Source organism: Halorubrum sp. CBA1125 (assembly GCF_009742825.1).
Taxonomy (GTDB): Archaea; Halobacteriota; Halobacteria; order Halobacteriales; family Haloferacaceae; genus Halorubrum.
This window is the reverse complement of the sequence record NZ_WPCE01000037.1, coordinates 1-19041: the sequence shown is the minus strand read 5'-3', so window position 1 is coordinate 19041 and position 19041 is coordinate 1. Positions and strand designations below refer to the sequence as shown.

General features: G+C 60.6%; 19 protein-coding genes and 1 pseudogene. 12 read left to right on the top strand and 8 right to left on the bottom strand.

What is annotated here, in order from left to right; genetic code table 11:
* The first annotated feature begins 472 nt into the window (after positions 1 to 472).
* The 3 genes from GJ633_RS05710 to GJ633_RS05700 all read left to right on the top strand — a co-directional run bounded on the left by GJ633_RS05710 (position 473) and on the right by GJ633_RS05700 (position 1674).
* Positions 473 to 637 carry a universal stress protein gene (locus GJ633_RS05710; protein WP_394351132.1) on the top strand — a complete coding sequence of 55 codons (165 nt, stop codon included), beginning with the start codon at positions 473 to 475 and terminating at the stop codon, positions 635 to 637.
* Between the two features lie 151 nt (positions 638 to 788).
* Positions 789 to 1238, top strand: coding sequence for a pyridoxamine 5'-phosphate oxidase family protein (locus GJ633_RS05705; RefSeq protein ID WP_156587908.1), 450 nt, complete (start codon positions 789 to 791; stop codon positions 1236 to 1238).
* 175 nt (positions 1239 to 1413) lie between these two features.
* Positions 1414 to 1674, top strand: a complete 261-nt coding sequence (locus tag GJ633_RS05700; protein WP_156587906.1) for a hypothetical protein — start codon at positions 1414 to 1416, stop codon at positions 1672 to 1674.
* Between the two features lie 286 nt (positions 1675 to 1960).
* Here the strand turns inward: GJ633_RS05700 and GJ633_RS05695 are convergent, their stop codons facing one another.
* Both GJ633_RS05695 and GJ633_RS05690 read right to left on the bottom strand, forming a co-directional pair.
* Entirely contained in the window at positions 1961 to 4141 is a 2181-nt protein-coding gene (locus GJ633_RS05695; RefSeq protein WP_321168926.1) for a heavy metal translocating P-type ATPase, read from the bottom strand.
* 90 nt (positions 4142 to 4231) lie between these two features.
* Positions 4232 to 4660, bottom strand: a complete 429-nt coding sequence (locus GJ633_RS05690) for a universal stress protein (RefSeq protein ID WP_156587904.1) — start codon at positions 4658 to 4660, stop codon at positions 4232 to 4234.
* A 200-nt stretch (positions 4661 to 4860) separates the two neighbouring features.
* On the opposite strand from GJ633_RS05690, the gene GJ633_RS05685 reads away from it, so the two are divergent.
* Both GJ633_RS05685 and GJ633_RS05680 read left to right on the top strand, forming a co-directional pair.
* A complete protein-coding gene (locus GJ633_RS05685; RefSeq protein WP_197431251.1) occupies positions 4861 to 5652 on the top strand; it encodes a CPBP family intramembrane glutamic endopeptidase in 792 nt (263 codons plus the stop codon).
* A gap of 79 nt (positions 5653 to 5731) precedes the next feature.
* Positions 5732 to 6247 (top strand): hypothetical protein, encoded by a 516-nt coding sequence (locus GJ633_RS05680; protein WP_231741245.1) that lies wholly within the window; start codon positions 5732 to 5734, stop codon positions 6245 to 6247.
* 166 nt (positions 6248 to 6413) lie between these two features.
* On the opposite strand, the gene GJ633_RS05675 is transcribed toward GJ633_RS05680, so the two are convergent.
* From GJ633_RS05675 to GJ633_RS05660, 4 genes are all read right to left on the bottom strand, one after another.
* The gene (locus tag GJ633_RS05675) at positions 6414 to 7655 is read right to left on the bottom strand and encodes a phage integrase SAM-like domain-containing protein (protein ID WP_156587914.1); all 1242 of its coding nucleotides are present in this window, start codon (positions 7653 to 7655) and stop codon (positions 6414 to 6416) included.
* Between the two features lie 25 nt (positions 7656 to 7680).
* Positions 7681 to 8124 (bottom strand): DNA-binding protein, encoded by a 444-nt coding sequence (locus GJ633_RS05670; protein ID WP_156587900.1) that lies wholly within the window; start codon positions 8122 to 8124, stop codon positions 7681 to 7683.
* A 57-nt stretch (positions 8125 to 8181) separates the two neighbouring features.
* Positions 8182 to 8877: a nucleotidyltransferase domain-containing protein gene (locus GJ633_RS05665; RefSeq protein ID WP_156587898.1), complete on the bottom strand. Its 696-nt coding sequence runs from the start codon at positions 8875 to 8877 to the stop codon at positions 8182 to 8184.
* 591 nt (positions 8878 to 9468) lie between these two features.
* Entirely contained in the window at positions 9469 to 11052 is a 1584-nt protein-coding gene (locus GJ633_RS05660; RefSeq protein ID WP_156587896.1) for a transposase, read from the bottom strand.
* A 178-nt stretch (positions 11053 to 11230) separates the two neighbouring features.
* Here GJ633_RS05660 and GJ633_RS05655 point away from each other — a divergent pair, with 178 nt between their 5' ends.
* The 4 genes from GJ633_RS05655 (at position 11231) to GJ633_RS05640 (ending at position 15785) form a co-directional block, all read left to right on the top strand.
* The gene (locus GJ633_RS05655) at positions 11231 to 13330 is read left to right on the top strand and encodes a NosD domain-containing protein (RefSeq protein ID WP_321168925.1); all 2100 of its coding nucleotides are present in this window, start codon (positions 11231 to 11233) and stop codon (positions 13328 to 13330) included.
* Between the two features lie 68 nt (positions 13331 to 13398).
* Positions 13399 to 14199, top strand: a complete 801-nt coding sequence (locus tag GJ633_RS05650) for an ABC transporter ATP-binding protein (protein ID WP_321168928.1) — start codon at positions 13399 to 13401, stop codon at positions 14197 to 14199.
* Between the two features lie 14 nt (positions 14200 to 14213).
* The gene (locus GJ633_RS05645) at positions 14214 to 15077 is read left to right on the top strand and encodes a copper ABC transporter permease (protein ID WP_394351131.1); all 864 of its coding nucleotides are present in this window, start codon (positions 14214 to 14216) and stop codon (positions 15075 to 15077) included.
* Between the two features lie 135 nt (positions 15078 to 15212).
* Entirely contained in the window at positions 15213 to 15785 is a 573-nt protein-coding gene (locus tag GJ633_RS05640) for a nitrous oxide reductase accessory protein NosL (RefSeq protein WP_156587891.1), read from the top strand.
* A gap of 81 nt (positions 15786 to 15866) precedes the next feature.
* Here GJ633_RS05640 and GJ633_RS05635 read toward each other — a convergent pair whose 3' ends face one another.
* Entirely contained in the window at positions 15867 to 16184 is a 318-nt protein-coding gene (locus GJ633_RS05635; protein ID WP_394351130.1) for a hypothetical protein, read from the bottom strand.
* A 157-nt stretch (positions 16185 to 16341) separates the two neighbouring features.
* On the opposite strand from GJ633_RS05635, the gene GJ633_RS05630 reads away from it, so the two are divergent.
* Positions 16342 to 16845 (top strand): helix-turn-helix domain-containing protein, encoded by a 504-nt coding sequence (locus GJ633_RS05630; RefSeq protein WP_156587889.1) that lies wholly within the window; start codon positions 16342 to 16344, stop codon positions 16843 to 16845.
* A gap of 96 nt (positions 16846 to 16941) precedes the next feature.
* Complete coding sequence (locus GJ633_RS05625) at positions 16942 to 17628, top strand: SCO family protein (protein ID WP_156587887.1); 687 nt, start codon at positions 16942 to 16944, stop codon at positions 17626 to 17628.
* Positions 17629 to 17731: 103 nt separating this feature from the next.
* Here GJ633_RS05625 and GJ633_RS05620 read toward each other — a convergent pair whose 3' ends face one another.
* Positions 17732 to 18532, bottom strand: coding sequence for a sulfite exporter TauE/SafE family protein (locus GJ633_RS05620; protein ID WP_156587885.1), 801 nt, complete (start codon positions 18530 to 18532; stop codon positions 17732 to 17734).
* A gap of 303 nt (positions 18533 to 18835) precedes the next feature.
* Between GJ633_RS05620 and GJ633_RS17650 the strand changes: the two are divergent.
* A pseudogene (locus tag GJ633_RS17650) lies at positions 18836 to 19041 on the top strand (hypothetical protein); the annotation flags it as partial.

Here is a 19041-nt window from a genome sequence, read left to right as displayed (position 1 = left end):
GCCGCCGTCGCCCTCACGGCAGCCCCTTTGAGTCCCACCCCGTAACCGCACAGCTCCGCACCTCACGCCTCCCCAGCCTCGCCGCTCACTTCGTTCGCGGCGTCCCTCGCGCTCCGTCTCGCGCCCTGCGGGCGCTCACAGGCGCGCCACCGCATCGCGGATCGGTCGTTCTTTGGACTGTATTGACCGATCCGGTCTGATCGAATCCGAGGATAACTCAGTACAAGACTCGGGCTCTGTATTCAACACGTGGTTTGTATCAGCGGTTGAGGATTTTAACAGAGCCACGCCCGTCTTCACGACCTCTCAGTCGTCGAACCGATAGCAATGGGGGTTGATTTCCAGTCGGCAGAGGTGTTTGAGTTGCTTGAGGGAGCAGCACAGTCGGCCGTCGACAGTGTAGAAAACAAAGCGACTCAGGCCTCTCTCAAAAGGCGAAACGGCTGTCAAATACGGCCCCCCGTATCGAGAGATCCACTCCTACGTCGATGCGAACGACATCGATTTAATCGTGATGGGGACCCACGGCCGAAGCGGTCTTGAACGGTACTTGCTGGGAAGCGTCACTGAAAAAGTCGTTCGTACGTCCGCCCTCCCGGTCCTGACGGTTCGGTCATCAAACTCCCAAGAGAAATAACCCTTACTGAAAACGAGAGAATCCCGTCAACAACGTGAGCGTACATCACCCCCTGTTCTCGACGAATACGCAACGAGTTGTACGTCGAAGATCCGCTGGTCCGTGTTGTTTCAGGGGGGCACTTATCCCGACATCCCTCGTAGTATCCACCATGAGTGATACAGAATCGGCAACGATGGACCCTGACGAGCGCAACGCGTTCCTCGGTACCGGCGGCACCGGCGTCATCGCCTTTTCAAGTTCGGACAGCGAATCGCCGCATTCCGTCCCCGTATCCTACGGCTACGATAGGTCCGAAACGACCTTTTATTTCAGGCTCTCAGTCGGTCCCGATAGTGACAAGGGAGATGTAGCCGGTCGTCACGTTACGTTCGTGGTCTACAGGCAACAAGACGAGAACTGGCAGAGCGTCATCGCCAAAGGGCAATTGGAAGAAACCACCGAAGCGTCGGTCGCAACGGATTCGCTCGAAGGCCTCCGACAGGTCCACATCCCGCTCGTAGACATCTTCGGTCGCCCCGTGAAGGACGTTCCATTCGAGTTCTATCGACTCGTCCCTGACGAAATGACCTCCCGGAAAGAGTCCAGTACTGCAGTCTGAACTACCCTGCCTTACTTCACTCCCCCACGAGGGTATCCTCTCTATTCAATGAATTGCCACTATCCAAGCTATCACAGTGAGTAGCTTCGCGCGTCCATTCGTTGAACCTTCTGTGGGAGATGATGTTAAATCTGAGTACCAATTCTTCATAAGTTGGGTTCTATATGGTACTGGTATGTCATCGCCGCCGTTTATCGACCAAGAAGCGGGAGAATTGGATCTCAGTCAGATTCGCACAGAGGTGTTTCCACTTGCTGGTCTCATCGTCTTATTCGGGGGGCTTGCGCTTCTTATGTTTTTGATCACACTACTGGTCGCGGGTAATTCCCTACTCGGTGGAGTGTTCACCGTCGTCTCGCAATTCATTCTCGCTATCGGCACCGGTCTCGTATTGATGTACGTTATTGCGCGTGGGGTACAGCTTGCCGACGAATGAGAGCAATCTCGAATTCGGCAACTATGTGAGCGTGTGAAGGTACAGATAATCCTCTGTTCTACGATATTCAGTCTCTATTTCTTTTACGCTGTGATAGGACTCTCAGCTGGCGATACGTTCTAATCGCACGAGTCTGCACTGATCAGTCCACAGTTGGGATTGTACTTGGTCGACAAGCGATGGATCAGCGGGAGAATTATGACTGGGCTTGGCACCGACACGTAAGGATCAATGTCAGTGATGACTTGTTGTTCACTGTCGAAAACGCGTGAATAGTCTCGATATTCTACTCACGGAACCCAAGGAGTCGGAGTCCATTCAGGGAAACGAGTACCGTGGATCCCTCGTGACCGACCACCGCCAGCGGCAAGGGAATGCCACGAAGCAGGATTGTGCCGACCATCACCGCAATCGCACCGAAGGCGATGGTGAGATTGACCGTCAGTGTCCTGCGGGTCCTGCGACCGAGTCCAAGGACGTAGGGAATTTTCCCGAGGTCGTCACCCATCAAGACGACATCAGCCGTCTCGAGGGCAACGTCAGTCCCTGCGCCACCCATCGCGATCCCAAGTGTCGCTGTCGCCAGTGCGGGGGCGTCGTTCACGCCGTCACCCACCATCGCCACGTTCTCATATCGCTCAACCAGATCTTCGATGGTTGCCACCTTCTCTTCCGGCAGCAGTTCCGCCTGCACTTCGTCGATACCGACTTCGTCGGCAATCTGCTCTGCGACGCGTTCGTTATCGCCCGTCAGCATGACGATATGCTCCACGCCGAGCGACCGGAGGTCCTCGATCATCTCTGTAGCCCCAGGGCGAACCGTGTCGGTGAACGCAAGCCATCCCAGTACTGTGACATCGTTACCGTGCTCGCGGGCGACGAGGACGCTCGTCTTCCCCTCCGCCTCCAGAGTCTGAAGCCGATCGAGGCCCGGTTCGAGCCCCTCGATCGCAGTGTCTTCGAGAATCGTCTCGATGTAACTTCGATTCCCGATGTGGATGGTCCCGTCGTCGACATCGGCACGGACGCCTTTTCCGGCGTTTGACTGAAACCGCCGCGCGTCGGGAATGTCGAGTGTGCGGTCTTCGGCTTCCGAGACGGTCGCACGAGCGAGGTGGTGCTCCGAGCGGGCCTGCACGGCGGCTGCGAGCGAGAGCAACTCATCGGCAGTGAGCGACTCGTCCGCGAGGCCGTCCCGGACGAAGACGTCCGTCAGCTGCGTCTCACCCCGCGTAAGGGTGCCCGTCTTGTCGAACGCGACCGCATCGATGTTTGCGGCGGTCTCAACGTGTTCGCCGCCCTTGAACAAGACGCCCTGCCGGCCACCGGAGGCAATCGCTGACAGGACCGCCGCCGGCGTGGAGATGATGACCGCACACGGCGAGGCAGCGACCATCAGGGTCATCGCGCGGTAGAACGTGCTGGTGAACTCGCTTCCGAGAGCGAGAGGTATCGCGATCGCCGCGATCGTGAGCGCGAACACGCCGAGGACGTACGGCTGCTCAAGGCGGTCGATGAGCCGCTGTGTCGGCGCTTTCTCGCTCTGGGCGCGTTCGACCATGTGGATGAGGCGGCTAATTGCTGATTCGTGGGCCTGCCGCGTGACCTCGATTTCGAGGCTGCCGCTCTCGTTGATCGTCCCACCGAACACTTCGTCACCGGGCTCTTTCGGCACGGGAACTGATTCGCCGGTGAGCGACGCCTGATCGACCGTCCCCTCGCCGGACGTGACGACGCCGTCGAGCGGAATTTTGTCGCCGGGCCGAACGACGAACACGTCGCCGACGGCGACCTCGTCGATGGGCACGGTGACTTCCTCGCCGTCGCGGAGGACCTGCGCCTCGTCCGGCCGCATCTCGATGAGCGACTTGATCGCCCGGCGTGAGCGACCGATCGCGTAGTGCTGGAGTGTGTTCGACAGCGAGAACAGGAACAGGAGCATCGCGCCCTCGAACGGAGCGCCGATCGAGAGGGCGCCGAGCGCGGCGACGATCATCAACAGGTCGATGTCGACCGCACGGTGCCGGAGCGTCTCGATTGCGCCTTTGAGCCCGTACCACCCGCCGAAGACGTATGCGACGCCGTACCCGGCCCACATGAGAATCTGTGGTCCCTCGAGCCATGCCGTCACGAGGCCGGTCACCATCCCGAGGAGCGTCAGGCCGACGAAAGCTGCCTCCCGCCTGAGTTCCGAGCGGGTGCTCACATCGTCCGTCGTCCTCTCAGATTCTTCCTGGATCGTCACGTTCCGGTCGCGGACAGCGTCTCGAATCGTTTCTTCCGAGGTGACGCTCCCGTCGTAGGTGATCCGGGCGTCCCCTGTTCGAAACGAGATGTCTACGTCGGAGACACCAGAGAGACGTTTGAGGTGGCGTTCGAGTGCTCGAGCCCCCGCATCCCCACGACCACCCCGTCGTTCGATCTGGATAGTACACGTCGAGGGAGATGGTGATTCAGTAACAGCCACGTTCTCGACACCTATGGTTTGGTTTGATTTCACGTTTTAGGTGGGCCACGAGCATTCGTCCGATCCTGATCTGAGTACGAGTCGAGGACATCATCCAATGATCGTTACCGGAATCTGTGCTCGGCGAGTGACTGTCTCGGCGACACTTCCGAGGAACGTCCGGTCTAAGCCTGACCGACCGTGACTACCCATAACGATCTGGTCGATGCCGTGGCTGTCAGCGTAGTCGAGAATCTCACGCGGGGGGTTCCCGACTTCGGTGACGGTATCGAGCACAATATCGTGTTCCGCCGCGAGATCTGTCGCGGTCGTGTGAATGTTCGTGGCGCGTTCCTGGGCGTTTTCGTACCAATCCTCAGCGACTGGTAAGCCACCAGTCTCCACGTCGATTACCGAGTCAATCGGATTGATTACGTACAGTGTGGTGATCGTGGCGTTCGGAAAGGTCTCGAGTGCGTACATGAGTGCACGCTCGGCAAGCGGGGAGCCGTCCAAGGCGACGAGAACGTTGTCAGGCATACGATAGAGTTCGAGAGGCGCTGAGAAGAGTGTAGTGCCGAAAACTCGGCACCCGGGAGTACCGTTAATTACGGTGTGTGTCCCAATCGGAGGTATGGCCAGTCTCCGCTCGTGGATCGATCGACATCGTCTCCTGAGCTTCGTTGTGGTCGCGTATGCGTTCACCTGGACGATCCAAGCGGGCGCTCGCGTATTCGGGTATGGAAGCCTCCTGGACGCACTCGGTCCTGATCGGCTTCGGCGGCTTCGGTCCGCCGATCGGCGCGGCGATCGTCATCTGGGCTTCCGGTGGGAGCCTCCGCAGGTGGATCGGCCAGATGTTTAAGTGGCGAATCGGTGCGAAATGGTGGGCGCTCGCGTTCGGGCTCCCGTTGATTATTCTCTCACTGAGCATCTTGCTGTTCGTCTTAGCTGGCGGTCCAATCGACCTCACCGAATTCGAATCACCCTTCATCTACCTGTTCGCGATGGTGTGGGGAACCGTGTGGGGTGGCGGCCAAGAAGATCTCGGCTGGCGTGGCTTTATGCTGCCCATCCTGCAGGACTCCTACAGCGCGCTGACCTCAAGCGCTATCGTGGGCGTCACGTGGGCCGCTTGGCACCTCCCGTTATTCCTGAACGCAACGACCACCCATGGCGGCTGGCCGCTCTCCCAGCAACTTCTCTGGATGGTCTCCATCCTTGCAGGCTCCATCCTCTGGACGTGGATGTACAACAGCACCGGCGGCAGCGTTCTCGCCGTGGCGGTGTTCCACGCAGGCGTAAATGCGATGGGGATATTCCATCCTGCTGATCCAGAGGCGCTCACCCCGAACGGTGTGCCAGACCCGTGGCTGAACCTGCTCGCCGAAATCACGGGTGCTCTCCCGCTTGTGTTGATCGCACTCCTCTTGGTCGTCGTCTATGGTTCGGATCGCCTCGCAAACCGCGACCCACCAAGTCCACAAGATGCCGGCCTTCCGCCAGACACCGACTCGAAAGCGGCCACGTGACTACTCCGAGTACGTCGCTTAGCCGGGGAGTGTGAAGCTCGCTAACGTATCTGTCGGATACCCACAACGGTCTGTCCGTATGGTAGGGCCGAAAGCGACCGGGTCGGTCGGTCGAATCTCGGAGCGAATTGGGCGGTACGTCAACCACGATGATGGCCTCGTCCGATTCGTTTCCCTGTGGCTTGTCGTCGCGAGCGTGTTCACGGCGGCATGGATCCTCAGCTACTATCTTCTCCCACAGGAGATCCTGCGCGGTGGAAATCCCGCCGCCGCTGCGGACTACGCAGGAAGTGTTTCTCGAGAGTTCCTGACTCTGTTTGGATGGAATGTAGCTGTCTCGTTGATTGCCATCACTGCGAACACCTTCAGGTCTGTGAATACTCCGCTCGGCTACGTTATCCAGGTCATACAGGCATCTCGATACGGGGCGATATGGGGTACCGGGTCACTCGCCATCGGGACGAGCGAACGCATCGCACCGTCGCTGGCCGTACTCGTCGAGCGCAGCGGCCCGATGGAAATCACGGCGTTCGTTGCGATCGTGGTAGCGACACGGAGTGTAATGCTCTGGCATCAGGAGTCCGGGCCCCGGTAGCGGGAAGAGTTCGAACGCGTTTGTTCACCCAGCGAGTGGGCGCTGACGCGTCGCGAGTGGACGCTTCTGGTCGGAGGATATCTGCTACTGGCAGTCGCGTGCTATCGGGAAGCCGTCGCGATCGCACAGATCGCTGGTTAATCTCTGTCGTTCACTCGGGACTATATTACCCATCAATTTCAGAGAGCGCCTCTGTTGCAACATCACCGAGTTCTCCGGCCTCAATGTGTGAATACCGCTCCCGCACCATTTCCTCTGAATTGTCGAGATATCGAGCTGCAACCGTGTAGCCGAACGCCCGGACGAGGACCTCACCCATCCCACGACGGCCACCGTGCGGAGCAAGATAGTTGTGTTTCGGATGGTCGATGTCAATCTCTGCGGCCTCCGAGAGGCGTTGAAGAATCGACCGTGCGCCGTCCGTCGTAATCGACGGCGGCCGAATGTCCTCATCGAGCGCCAGTAACAGGTCGCGAGCGTATTCTTCACGGCGCTCAGTAATTGCTTCTGGGCGTTCTCCCCGGTCTTCGAGCTCATCCTGAACGAGCCTCGCAAGCGTCCGTTGGTCGAACGTCGGAAACACCGGCCAGCGCTCCGTCGGCGGGTCCATCAGCTTGCGGTAGCTCCGCAGCGGCGAGATCACCGGGTCGGGGAGACTCGCGGCGTCCCACTGCTGTTTCTTCCGATAGACGTCCATACTCCCGTCGTCGAGCGAGAGGTCCTCCCAGCGGACGCCGCGCCGACGCGGGTCGTTCGGATCTCGTAGTAGCTCCCCAACTCGAACGGCGGTGTAGGCGAGGACGAACACCAGAGCCCGGTCACGAGCCGCCTTCAGCGCCTCGTAGCGTGCTCGCTGCTTGTCGAGTGGGTCAGTATCCTCCGGGAGTGCCGTGTACGCCTCGACGGCGTCGCGGGCCCGTTCGTCGACGTAGCGGGTGAGGGCGTGGCGCTGTTCGGATGTCCAGGCCTGCTGGTCGCCGGGCTTGCGGCCGTCGTCCTCCGGCAGCGGCGCCATCGCACTCGCCCGCTGGGCGTAGTGCGCCTCGAGATAGCCCTCGTTGACACACCAGCCACACCATGCAGAGATATAGCGGTAATAGGTTTGAACGGTGTTCTGTTTGAGGCCACGGTCACCAGCGAGATGCCGGGCGTATTCGCGGAAGACGCGTTCGTCGAGGTCCCCGAAGGTGGGGTCGCGGTCGGCGTTGTCGGGGACGATCCCAGTCCAGTCGTCGTTACCCCGATCGCCGGCGGCCCACTCGGCGAACCGCTCGAGTTCGCGAGCGGCGTTCCGTCGGTAGTTCCCGCCGTCGCCCCCGCGGCCTTTTCCCTTGTCCTGGAGGTAGCGCTCGAACGACTGAGAAAGTGAGGTCCCCGGGACCCGTTCCGTCGGTGTATTCCGGTCCATGCTCTCTTGAAATGTTGAAACGTAGTCAGTCACACAGACAGACGCCGCCTTCCCGAATTTGGCTTACTGCAAACTGATGGACAGCGTTGGCGAGATCAGTCATTGCTTCCGCCTGTTCTTGGGCTGGACGCCCGCCGCCGTAATAACTCTCTGTCCGGTTTTCGCTATAGAGGTCCTTCATCTCCTCTGCAGTCTCCCGCTCAAACAGCCCTATCTGGTGGGCACGCTCGTAGCTGAACTGGTGGTCCTGAAAGTCCTGAAGCGTATCGTTCGTCATCGCGAGCGCGTATGCCTCGATCGACCGTTCAATTGCGCCGAAACAGACCTCGATGACGGCCGTGTAGTACCCATCCTGTGACTGAAGCGTGTCAACGACCTCGAGGAGGCGGCACGCTTTCGTCAGCTGTGTCTTCCAATCTTCGTCGGCACTAATCCCGTCCTCGAACGCTGTTCGACCGCGTCCGACCATCTCGAAGGCATCCTGGCGCGGTCGAGTGCTGTGAGCACAGCAGCCGGGTCCGAGCCGTTACTCATCGGCGACCCCTTCCTCCAAGAGGAGGTTCTCGACGGTTTCGAAGTCACTCGTCTTGTAGACCGGAATCCCCGAAACGATGATCTCCCGGATGTCTTCAGTGTACGCCGGGATCGCCTGGACGGCCTCAACATCGATATCGTAGGCATATCGGTCACCATCGAACTCCGTGTCTTCGAGATCACGGGCAATGGCGTTCGCTTCTCGTTGGCTTTCGGCCCGCTCAGAACGGGTTAGCACCCAGAGATCGATATCACTCCGTCTGTCAGCCTCGCCCCGAGCCACACTCCCATAGAGGATGATGCCGATGACATCGTTGATGTTCTCACGGAGCTCCGTAACCGCAGCTTTGACGGGTTGGTGATACTCTGGTTGGGGAATCCGGAGGATCGGATCGTCTGGAATTGACAGACGCTGTCTGTTGATCTGGACGAGTCGCTGGTTGCTCTCGGGCGATTCGACGACCAGGTCGTTCGCGCTGAGAACGTTCACTGCCCGCCGGACGGACTGGTGTGAGTGACCGATCTGTGTCGCGAGTTCTCGCAGTGAGAAGTCACTGAATCGGTGATTTGTTAAAAAGAGAAGGACATCGCTCGTCGCCTTGTGTTTGAATAAAGTCGGATCTGAAGGGGGTATTGAAAGAGAAATAGCTGCCCCAGACAAATTCGTACTATCCGTCTCGCGGTTCATATGCCGTATCACGGACCACTACTATAAAAATATTATATGTAATTCGGAATAGGCCTAAATATTCATCTGCCGGCAATGGACGTGCGGAGAATGGGTCACAGGCATCTGGTCTCTCACGAGGACTCCCTCGCCATCTCCACGGATTCGGCTGAGGCGACCCAGAGAAATCTCGAACCCCGTTCGTGGTGGCTCTACCCCGGAAGCGTCTTTCTGAGCCGATTGCAGCATTCGTGCTTCACCGACAGCGGCGGGGTACTAAAATTTGGTCCTGATTATTCGTGTAATCACGCCCAGATGCGTATTTGCCTGAAGTACCGAATTCCGACAGTAGCAGTGTTAATAGCAAGAAATCTGATTTATAAATTATATGTAGCTATACTAAAACTGAGGCGTGTAGTTGCCCACAGTTTCGGAGGATAGGCTAGTTTTGGATCGAATCGTCATCAAGTCGTGGTGATTCTCAGCAGTCGGGGATCGATTTTGAATCCTTACTCTCGAACTACCGGACGAGCGTACGAAATTGCGTGGATTTTGGCGCTGCTGAATACGGTTGTCACTCTTGAGCGGCGGACCCAGCGAGAACTCAGCCGATTAGTCGTGCGGGATCAACGCCGAGGCAACGAGCTCAACACACTCACCCGCAGTAATCACAGGTGCGTAGTCCATCTCGCCGTCGATGTCCGCTTTCAGCAGGAAGTCGGTGAGCCGCCAGATATTGTACAAGAGGACCGCGAACACGAAGTAGAACAAGCGTACGCGGTAGTCTTTCGAGGAGGTCTTGGCGAGAAAGTCACCTTTGATCGATTTGTACTCGCTCTCGATCTGCCACCGGCGGCTGTAGCGTCGACAGAAGGTCTCGGCCTCGTCGGGTCCGACTCGGATATTCGTCGCGAAGACGGCCGTCCCCTCACCACTCGTCGACGGCACGTACAGGAGCCGCATTGGATGCGATCCAGATTCTACATGGACAGAAGCCGACTCGACAGCCACCTCTTGGTCGTCTTCCTCCATTTGTTCGAGTACATCCCGTTCGGAGCTGGAGACCCGCTTCGGAATGAGGTAATTCACATCAAAGTTTGAGAGTGTCTGGAACACTTGTATCGAGTCGAACTCCCGGTCACACAGCACTGTCTCGATTGGAACGTACTCTTTAGCTCGTCGAACCAATCGTCGCACAGTACGATGGATCTGATTCGACGGGTTGTCGTCCCACTCAGAGCTCTCTCGGACCGGCTCAACCGCTAGAACGAGCGGTATGTTTTGCCCGATGATCGAGAGGGTCGCAAATTTGAACGCTCGACCGTCCCTGTCCTGCGTCCCGCTGACCATCGACATTCCTGCGACTTCTCCATAGTAAGGAATAGTCGTGATATCGATCGCGGCAGTGACTGGCCGGCGGAACGATGCTTCCGAGGCGATCACGGAGAGCAAGCGATCCGTCGCCTCGTTGAAGCCGTCCACGAGCTCGTCAGAGTCGAACTGTTTGACAGCGCGGAGGTGGGTGTCACCGTGGGGGCCGTACTCTTCACCACGTCGGTACTGGAAGCGGGTCGCTCCCTGTGCGGTGCCACAGCAGACCATCCCCATGAACGTCTGTAACTCGAAGAATTGCGTGTCCTCGTACGAGGCGTTCGACGCCCGATCCGAGTCGAAGTGTCCGAAGGCGTGATCACGTGCGAGGCGCGTCATCTGGATGATCTTCTCCTGTGAGAATGATTCGTCCTCTACTGGGTCTGCGGCTTCCTCAGTATCGTCGACGATCTCTGCCTTTGGCCGGACTTCGGGCGCTGAGATGTTGCGATCATGGACTTCTTTGACAACGAAGTGAGCGGCAGCGTGGACGTACTCGTGAACCGCGTCGTCGAACCGGTTCCGCCACGCCCGCGAGAACGCTGATTCGTCGGGTATTCGACTGAAGTCGAGGATAGTCGCTACTTCCGGTTGCCGGGTGAGTCGTCGAGAAAACTCGGCGTACGAGTCACCCGTTATCTCCATGAACACGAACGAGAGGACCATCGCGCGAAAGGAGAGTGGGGCGGGATGCCACGCTGGATACCCGTCTTCGATCGCGTCTATCGCGTGACCGAGATTCTCGAACACGGTAACGAGATCTGTCTCTTTGAGTTCATTTCGGATGGAAATCCCTAGCTGATACGCTTCACAGACCGAACGCATTCGAAAATTCGTCGTGGAATAAGATTCATTAGAATTACTCATACAAGAATGGTCCTAGGCGTTACGAGATCCAGCCTTCGAAAAACAGGATGTATGATGCTTTTGTTCACAACTAACAGGAGCTCGTATTCGAAAATCGAACCAGATCAGATATATCCCGACGACGTGTACCTGTTTCGTGGCGATTCTCGACCCGTACAGCGACCGATCGCGGGCTGTGCTTGCCTGGGTTGTCGTATTCGCGGCCATCGTCGGGCTCGTCGTCGCTGGAGCGTTTCTTGCCGACCCTGCGGCGAACGCCCCTGACCCCGTCGCGTACGATGATACCGTCGAGCTCGGGCTGTCTACGGAAACGGATTCGCTAATGTCCGACTCCGGCCGAATCCCGCGCGTTCAGGTGTTTTACTCGCAGCTCCAGTACGTCATTGGATACAACGGCGTCGAGTCCTTCGTCGATCGACTCGACGATGGCTACACCGAGCGTCGGTTCGGCTATCCGCTCGTCGCGTACGTCGAAACCTTCGATGGAACCGAGCCGGGGACGACTGAGACGGGGTTGTTCACAGCGGCCGAATCGAGACCGTCGTCGTGGACGCCCGCCGAAGAAGCGGTCTACGTTGTCGGCAGTGAGGCTCGGACACCGGCTGGCAAGACGGTTACCCCGTTTTCCTCTCGGGACGCGGCAACAGCGTTTACCAGGAGTCACGGCGGGGAAATCGTCGGTTGGGCGGAACTTCGGACGCGATCGTTCGACGTCGACTCCGGGGCGGTCGCGCGGGCGATGGCACCGGAACGGTGGGAGGTGGCGGACAGACGGGTCACAGCCGCAGAGCGAACCGCCGACCGCCCCGTCTCGGTAACCGTCAGTGAGGACGCCGAGACGATTTCGGCCGCGGTCGAGGCCGCCCCGCCGAACACGACGGTCGTCGTGCCGTCAGGATCCTACGAGGAGCGAATCAATATCACGAAACCCCTCACGATCGCCGGCGAAGGCGCACACGTTAGCGGCGACGGAAACGGTTCGGTGATCACCGTTCGGGCTCCAAACGTCGCGGTCACGGGACTGACGATCGACGGTACCGGTAATCGGACCCGAGATCCCGAAGCGGCCCAACGACGGGCTGAAGAGGCCGCGCAGGGGAACGAGACGGAGTCGTGGGACACGAACATCCAACTCGGATACGGCTACGGCGACGCCGGGATCCGCGGACTCGGCGCGCCGGGGCTGTTCATAGACGACGTGACGATCGACACGAACGCGAGCGGCGTCCTTCTGCGGGACGGATCAGACGCGGTGATCCGTGATATCGAGGTCAACGGAACGGCCGAGTGGAACGACGGCTTCATGGGAATCACCGGAATGGAGTCTCAAGTCACGGTCACCAACGGGACGTTCACGAACGGTCGTGACGGGATATACCTTCACCGCGCCGACGGATCGATTGTCAGAAACTCGACGTTCAGAGAGAACCGTTACGGCGTCCATCTCATGTACACCGGCGACGCCCTGATCGCGGACAACTCGTTCCGGGACGAAATCTTCGCGGGGATCACCGTAATGACTCGACCTGCCCGCAACGCGATCGTCGGCAACGACGTGCGCGGCTCAGCGGCCGGGATACAGTCATCCGGCACGCTGACGTACATCGGTTACAACACGCTCGCACACAACGGTCTGGGCTTTTCCACCAGCTCTCGCGGCTCGCTATACGAGCACAACGTCGTCGTGGAGAATGAAGAGGGCGCGCGAGCGACGACGGTCGTGCCCGCGAGCCGTGTGGTCGCAAACGACTTTGTAGGGAACGACCGCCACGCCGGGGCGGGAGCGGGACCACTGCGCGTGTGGGGCGGCGGCGACCGCGGCAACTACTGGGAGGGAGCGAACGCAGGACTCCACGAGCCGGGCGTGCGCGCCTACCGCCCGACGTCGCCGATCGACGCCGCCCTCCACCGGGAACCGGCCGTCGTTGCGCTCCGCGAGTCGCCGGTGAACGAACTTCTCGAACGGCTCCGTGGCACCGTCGCGGGGGCGCGTTCTGGGAGTATCATCGATCCGGCGCCGGCACCGGAGCCGTACGCTCCCGATCGGGTCGCAGCGGCCGCAGACCCGAACGGGACGGCGGTCCACGCCGACTGGCGGGCGCAGATCGATGACCGCAGCCATGCTGCTCGGCAACTTGACGACCAACCTATGACCGCGGACGACCGAAACGCAACGCGACTGCGCTGGGGCATCGAGGCGAACGAACGGGCGACGGTCGAGGAGGCGTCTCCGTGACCGAGCGCTCGCCGACAGAGGGAACGCCCGACTCCGAGTTACCGGTCGACGGTGCTGAACCCGATCGCGTGGTCGTCGACGCCCTCACCCGGACGTACGGCGGCGTGCCGGTGCTCGACTCGGTGTCGCTCGTGTTCGGACCGGGACTCACCGCGGTGATCGGGCCGAACGGCTCCGGAAAGTCGACGCTGCTCGGTGCGCTCGCAGGGACTGTCCCCCCGACCACCGGGCAGGTCCAACGGCCGAACGCCGAGGACAGGGGCAGGAAGTCGATCGGCTACCTCCCTCAGCGGGTTCCGTTCCGCGAGGGATTCACCGCTCGGGAAACGCTCGCGTTCTACGCGCGACTGGTCGAGGGTGACCCCGACGCCGCGCTCGCGTCGGTCGGACTGTCGGACGCCGCCGACAAACCGATCGAGGATCTCTCGGGCGGGATGCAGCGGCTTCTCGGCATCGCACAGGCGATGCTGGGCGATCCGCCGCTCGTCGTGCTCGACGAGCCGGCCAGCGGGCTCGACCCCGGAATGCGCGAGCGGGCGTTCCGGACTGCGGCCACCCACGCGACCGACGACGTGACGGTCGTCGTGAGTACACACAATCTCGACCTCGTCGATGCCCACGCTGATCGCGTCGTCATGCTCGCCCGCGGACAGGTTGTAGCCGCCGGCGACCTCGACGCCCTCCGCGACGAGTACAGCGTCGACACGACTGCGGCGCTGTACGAGGCCGCGAGACGCGACGCTACCCTGTCCGAGACCGCCGACGACGGTGACCCAGCGAGAAGCGGTGCGGCGGCCGAAGACGAGCGAAGCGGGTCCGGCGACGACAGCGATCGCGACGTTCACGTGACGGGGGTATCCGAACGATGACCGGAGATCTCGGCGTGACCGACGCGTTTGCCGGCGCGGGGACCGTGTTCCGGCGAGAGCTCGCGACAGTCCTGCGCACGCCTGGCTACGGCGTCCTCGCTGTCGGCTTACTCGCCGTGCTCTGGCTTCTGGTCGCCGTCGGTGGCGGTGGCGCGACGGGGTTCGTTCCGGCGGTTGTCGACCTTCTCCTGCCGGCCGAGCTGCTGGTGCCGCTGCTCGCGGTCGTGCTGGGGTATCGGGCGCTGTTGGCGGACGCGGTCAGCGGCGAGTTCGCCGTGATCCGGACGTATCCGGTTGGCGTCGTGGGCTACGTCGTCGGCGTCCTGCTTGCACGGCTGGTCGCGTTGGTTGCGGTCGTCGGTCTCCCATTCGCCGTGATCGGCGGCTACGTCTGGCTGACCGCCGCCCCTGACACCGGAATCTTCGCGACCCACGCGGGCGTCGACTCGCCGCTGCTGTACGTCCGTTTTCTCGCACTGATCACGCTGTTCGGAGCGGCGTTCCTCGCCCTGTCGATGTGGGTGTCGGCAGCAGCGACGAGCCGGCGGGGCGCGGCCGCGCTCGCGGTCCTCGCGTTCCTCGTTGGTACGCTCGGCGGCGACCTAGCGCTCATTCAGTCGTTGATGGCTGGTGCCGACCCGTCGACAGTCGCCGGACGAGCCGCGCTCATGCCGAACGGAGCCTTCCGAGGGCTCGTCTTCGAGACCGTGATCGGCGTTTCGTTCGCGCAGGAGGGGAACGTCGTCGACGTCGGCCGGGCGGTCGGCTCGCTTGCGGGGTGGACGCTCTTCGGAAGCCTCGATTCGGTCGGAACGCTCGCCTTCCGGGAGCGCATGAGTACCGCAATCGAACGGAGCCGATTCCGGTTCGCGGAGTGAGGAATCCGGTCGCGGGATCGTATCGGAATTCGAGTCGTCCGTTCCCTTCGCGGCATCAACGCACCCAATCGTTGTGTGAGGCGAATTCGACGTTCCCACCAGAACGGATATGATCAGGTGAGCGAAAGCATGGGTATGAACCGACGCCGCGTCATCGCTGCCGGGATCGGCGGTGCGGTCACCGGACTCGCCGGCTGTCTCGGCGGGAGCGCCTCCGAGGAAGCGCTCCCCGACCCGGTAGATCTTGAGGGAGAGTTCGACACTGACCACGGGATGGCGATCGGCCCCCACGGGGGCGCAAACGGACAGATCTTCTACCGAGACGCCGATCCGCGGGACGAGGGCAACCCGGCGTGGTTCCACACCCTCGTCCACAGCCTCTTTCCCTACCACTTCGATCGGCTGGACCGCGGCTGGGAGCCGGTCGTCGTCTACGTAACCGACTTCTCGCGCGTCGAGTACACCGTGCGGCAGCGTGACGGTGCACTGCGAATGCTGTCGCCGACGGCACCGGAGACGTTCGCCGACGCGACCGACCTCCTCTACGTCGCCGAAAGCGACGTGATGGGTGGGATGGGCCCGGCGCTCCACCCGTTCTCGGACCAAGAGGAGGCCCAATCGTTCATCGACACCCACGGCGGCCAGATGTTTGATTACGAAGAGATCGACCGCACCCTGATCGAAGGGATTCGACAATCGGAAAACTGAGTGGACGAACCGGACGGATCGGGAGAGAGGCGGTCACCGATTGTCACAGCGCGGGCACAGTTGCGATTGGGTCTGGTCGAGTCAGTCCGCAGTGGAGCTGTCACTTAGTGAGCCCGGCGCGTACGCGTACACCGCGTAGAGAACCATCGCGGCGATCAGGAAATCGAGGCTGTGTTCGACGAAGTGATGAACCGGCATCGGGACGATCCCCAACACGGTCCCGGCACCGACCAGCGACCGCAGGACAAGCACACCGACCGCGGCGCTGATTAGTCGGTACTGGCCGGTCCGGCGGCGTCGATACGCGACGAAACTCACGAGAAACAACACACCGGTTCCGATCCCGGCGCATGCGATGACGGCCAGCAGCACGGGCGACCCCTGGACGGTGAGTGGCACGAGCGCCGGGAAGACGGCCCGGGAGATGAGCGATGCGATCACGACACTGGTCAGTATGCGTTCGAAGTGATAAGAAGACACGGGGCGAAACGTTCCCGTGCGAGGAGAACGCCCCGACAGGTTTTATCTCTCAGCCGATTACGGGCGAATACACACGATGGCGACGACCAGAGATCGGGTGCGACGACACGTCCGCGAGACGCCCGGCGTCCACTTCAACCAGGTGGAACGCGATCTGGACATCGCCACCGGACAGGCGCAGTATCATCTCCGACGACTGGTGAACGACGAGGAGTTGGTCGTCGAACGGATCGCTGGTCGAGCTCACTACTTCGATCCCACCTTCGACCCGTGGGAACGATGTGCGCTCGCGTTCCTTCGACGTGAGACCGCCCGCGAGATCGTACTGCGGCTCCATGCGGACGGTCCTCTTCGCCCGGAAACACTAACCACAGAATTGGACCTCGCGCGGAGCACGGTCTCGTGGCACGTCTCGAACCTCAGCGACGCTGGAATCGTCACGAAGTCCGACGACCGCCCGATGACGATCACGCTGACCCGCCCGGACCGCATGGCTGAGTTGCTTGAGGTGGTGTCGCCCTCGCTGCCAGATCGGCTCGTCGACCGGTTCATTCGGACCGTCGACAGCCTCTTCGAATAAGGAGCCGACTGACTGGACCCGCCCGGATCGGACGCAGTCGACGCGTTCGAGGGTCACACCAGATACCTCAAGACCGCGGGACCGATACGCGAACCTATGGACCGACGGAGTTTCTGTAAAACGGCCGGCGTCGCGGGAGTCACCGCCGGCACTGCCGGTTGTCTTGGTGTCCTTGGCAGTAGTGGCGCCGAAGGAACCGTTCTCGGACCGCCGGAGCGAGACCTCAGCGAGGCGTCATTCCCGAGCTACGGTGACAACATGCCCGAGTTCACCGTCCCCGACCCGATCCACGGCGAGGAGATATCGACGGACCAGTTCGAGGGCGAGCGCGCGGTGCTGTGGACGTCATTTTACACCAACTGTCCGGACGGAGTGTATCCAGCACTCATTCTCCGGCTCCGTCGCGGACAGGAGGCCGCCGCCGAGGAGGGGTACGGTGATCAAGTCGCGTTTCTCCCCATCACGTTCGATCCCGAGCGCGACACCGCCGAGGCCCTCCGCGAGTACGCCGGGCAGCAGGGGGTTGACCTCGACGCGGGTAACTGGCACTTCCTCCGCCCAGAGACCTACGAGCGGGCCCAAGAGATACACGACGAGCACTTCGGTCTGAAGATCGAGAAGCAGCCGGCAGATGACATCGAGAACCTAGAGTATCGCTTCCCGCACTACGGGCTCATCATCCTCGCCAATAAGCAAGGGATCATCGAGCGGGCGTACCCACGGGGCCCGCGAACCGACATCGAACGGCTCGTCGCCGACCTCGAACGAGTGGCCACCGCGTGACAGTTCTTGGGTTCCGGGAGGCCAGCTACCGTCGTTTTCCGCATCGTAGTTGTTGATTGGAGCCCGTCGCCTGTATCGAGCCACAAAAAAGTCCAGTGCTCGGTCAGTGCCCCATCGCGCCCCCGAGGGGCTGGTAATGCGGGAACATCGGATGTGGGAGGTGAACACCGAGTGCCATCAATCCGTGCGCGAACATCACGTACCCCAGCACGACGAACACCACACCGAGTAGCCGATGAACGCGTCGCCGGTGGGCAACGTCGATCGACTGGATAATCGTCCCATAGAGGAAGACGGCCGGAATCGTCCCAATACCGAGGGCACCGAGAGCGATTCCACCGGTGGTCGGGGAGCCGCTCGCGAAGGCGAACAGATACGCGGGATACAGCATCGGGCAGGGAAGAAACGCGTGGACGGCCCCGAGCCCAACAATACTCGGGCTGTTGACGTGCCGATGGACTCTCGTTGCGAGCCACGACGTAACGCGCTGGACGCCGGGTATTCGAATATCGCCTCCGCTTCCTCCAATCACATATCGAACGCCTGTCGCCACAATGAACCCTCCGACCGCAAGACCGACAACACCTCGCAGGAGGTCGGCGATCGGTGTCAGCTGGTCAGCGGTGACGAACACGACACTTCCGAGCGCGCCGAAGAGAGTCCCGAGAATTGCGTATGTCGTCGCTCGGCCGACGTTGAACAGGAAGTGCTGGCGAACCTCGTAGGTCGTGAGATGACCGGCACGCCCGTCGTTGGCTGTCACCGTTCCGCCATCGGGCTGCGGCGTCATTTGTTTCGAGTACATCGTCACTAACGGCCCACACATCCCGATACAGTGTGCGCCGCCGAGCACGCCGATGAGAACGAAGAGGACGACGTCAATTCGGAGGAGCGACTCGATCATAGTCGTTCTCGGTTGCGTACGGATTTGTGTCGTCTGGTGTATCTCTCGAACGAGCTCTGCGGATTCAATGAAAAATAGAAATCGATGCTAGAGAATGTATATTATTCCATATATTTAAGTGGAAAATAGAAGGCACGCATCAAACACATCATCCGAGGTTATGACAAGTTGAGGATCAATTTTTTTTGTTGTTTTGGTGGGCATAAGTCTGGAGAACACATCCAAAGCACAGTCCGACCACCACACCTTCGGAGCTGTCTCAACCACAGATCCATTATATGAGTGCGGACTCGATCTCTGTCTATGACTCGTTCCTCGGAGCGTCCGACACCCCCGGAAGGACTTCCCCCGGAAGTAATCGACGCACTGACCGATCGTACGCCAGAAGAACTTCGAAAAGCCATCGTCCACGCACAAGAATTGCTCCACTTCCACGGAGAGGCAGAGCTCCCCATCAATGCAGAAGCCAACGACGACATCCTTCGTGTCACCCGTCGTGTTAACTTAAG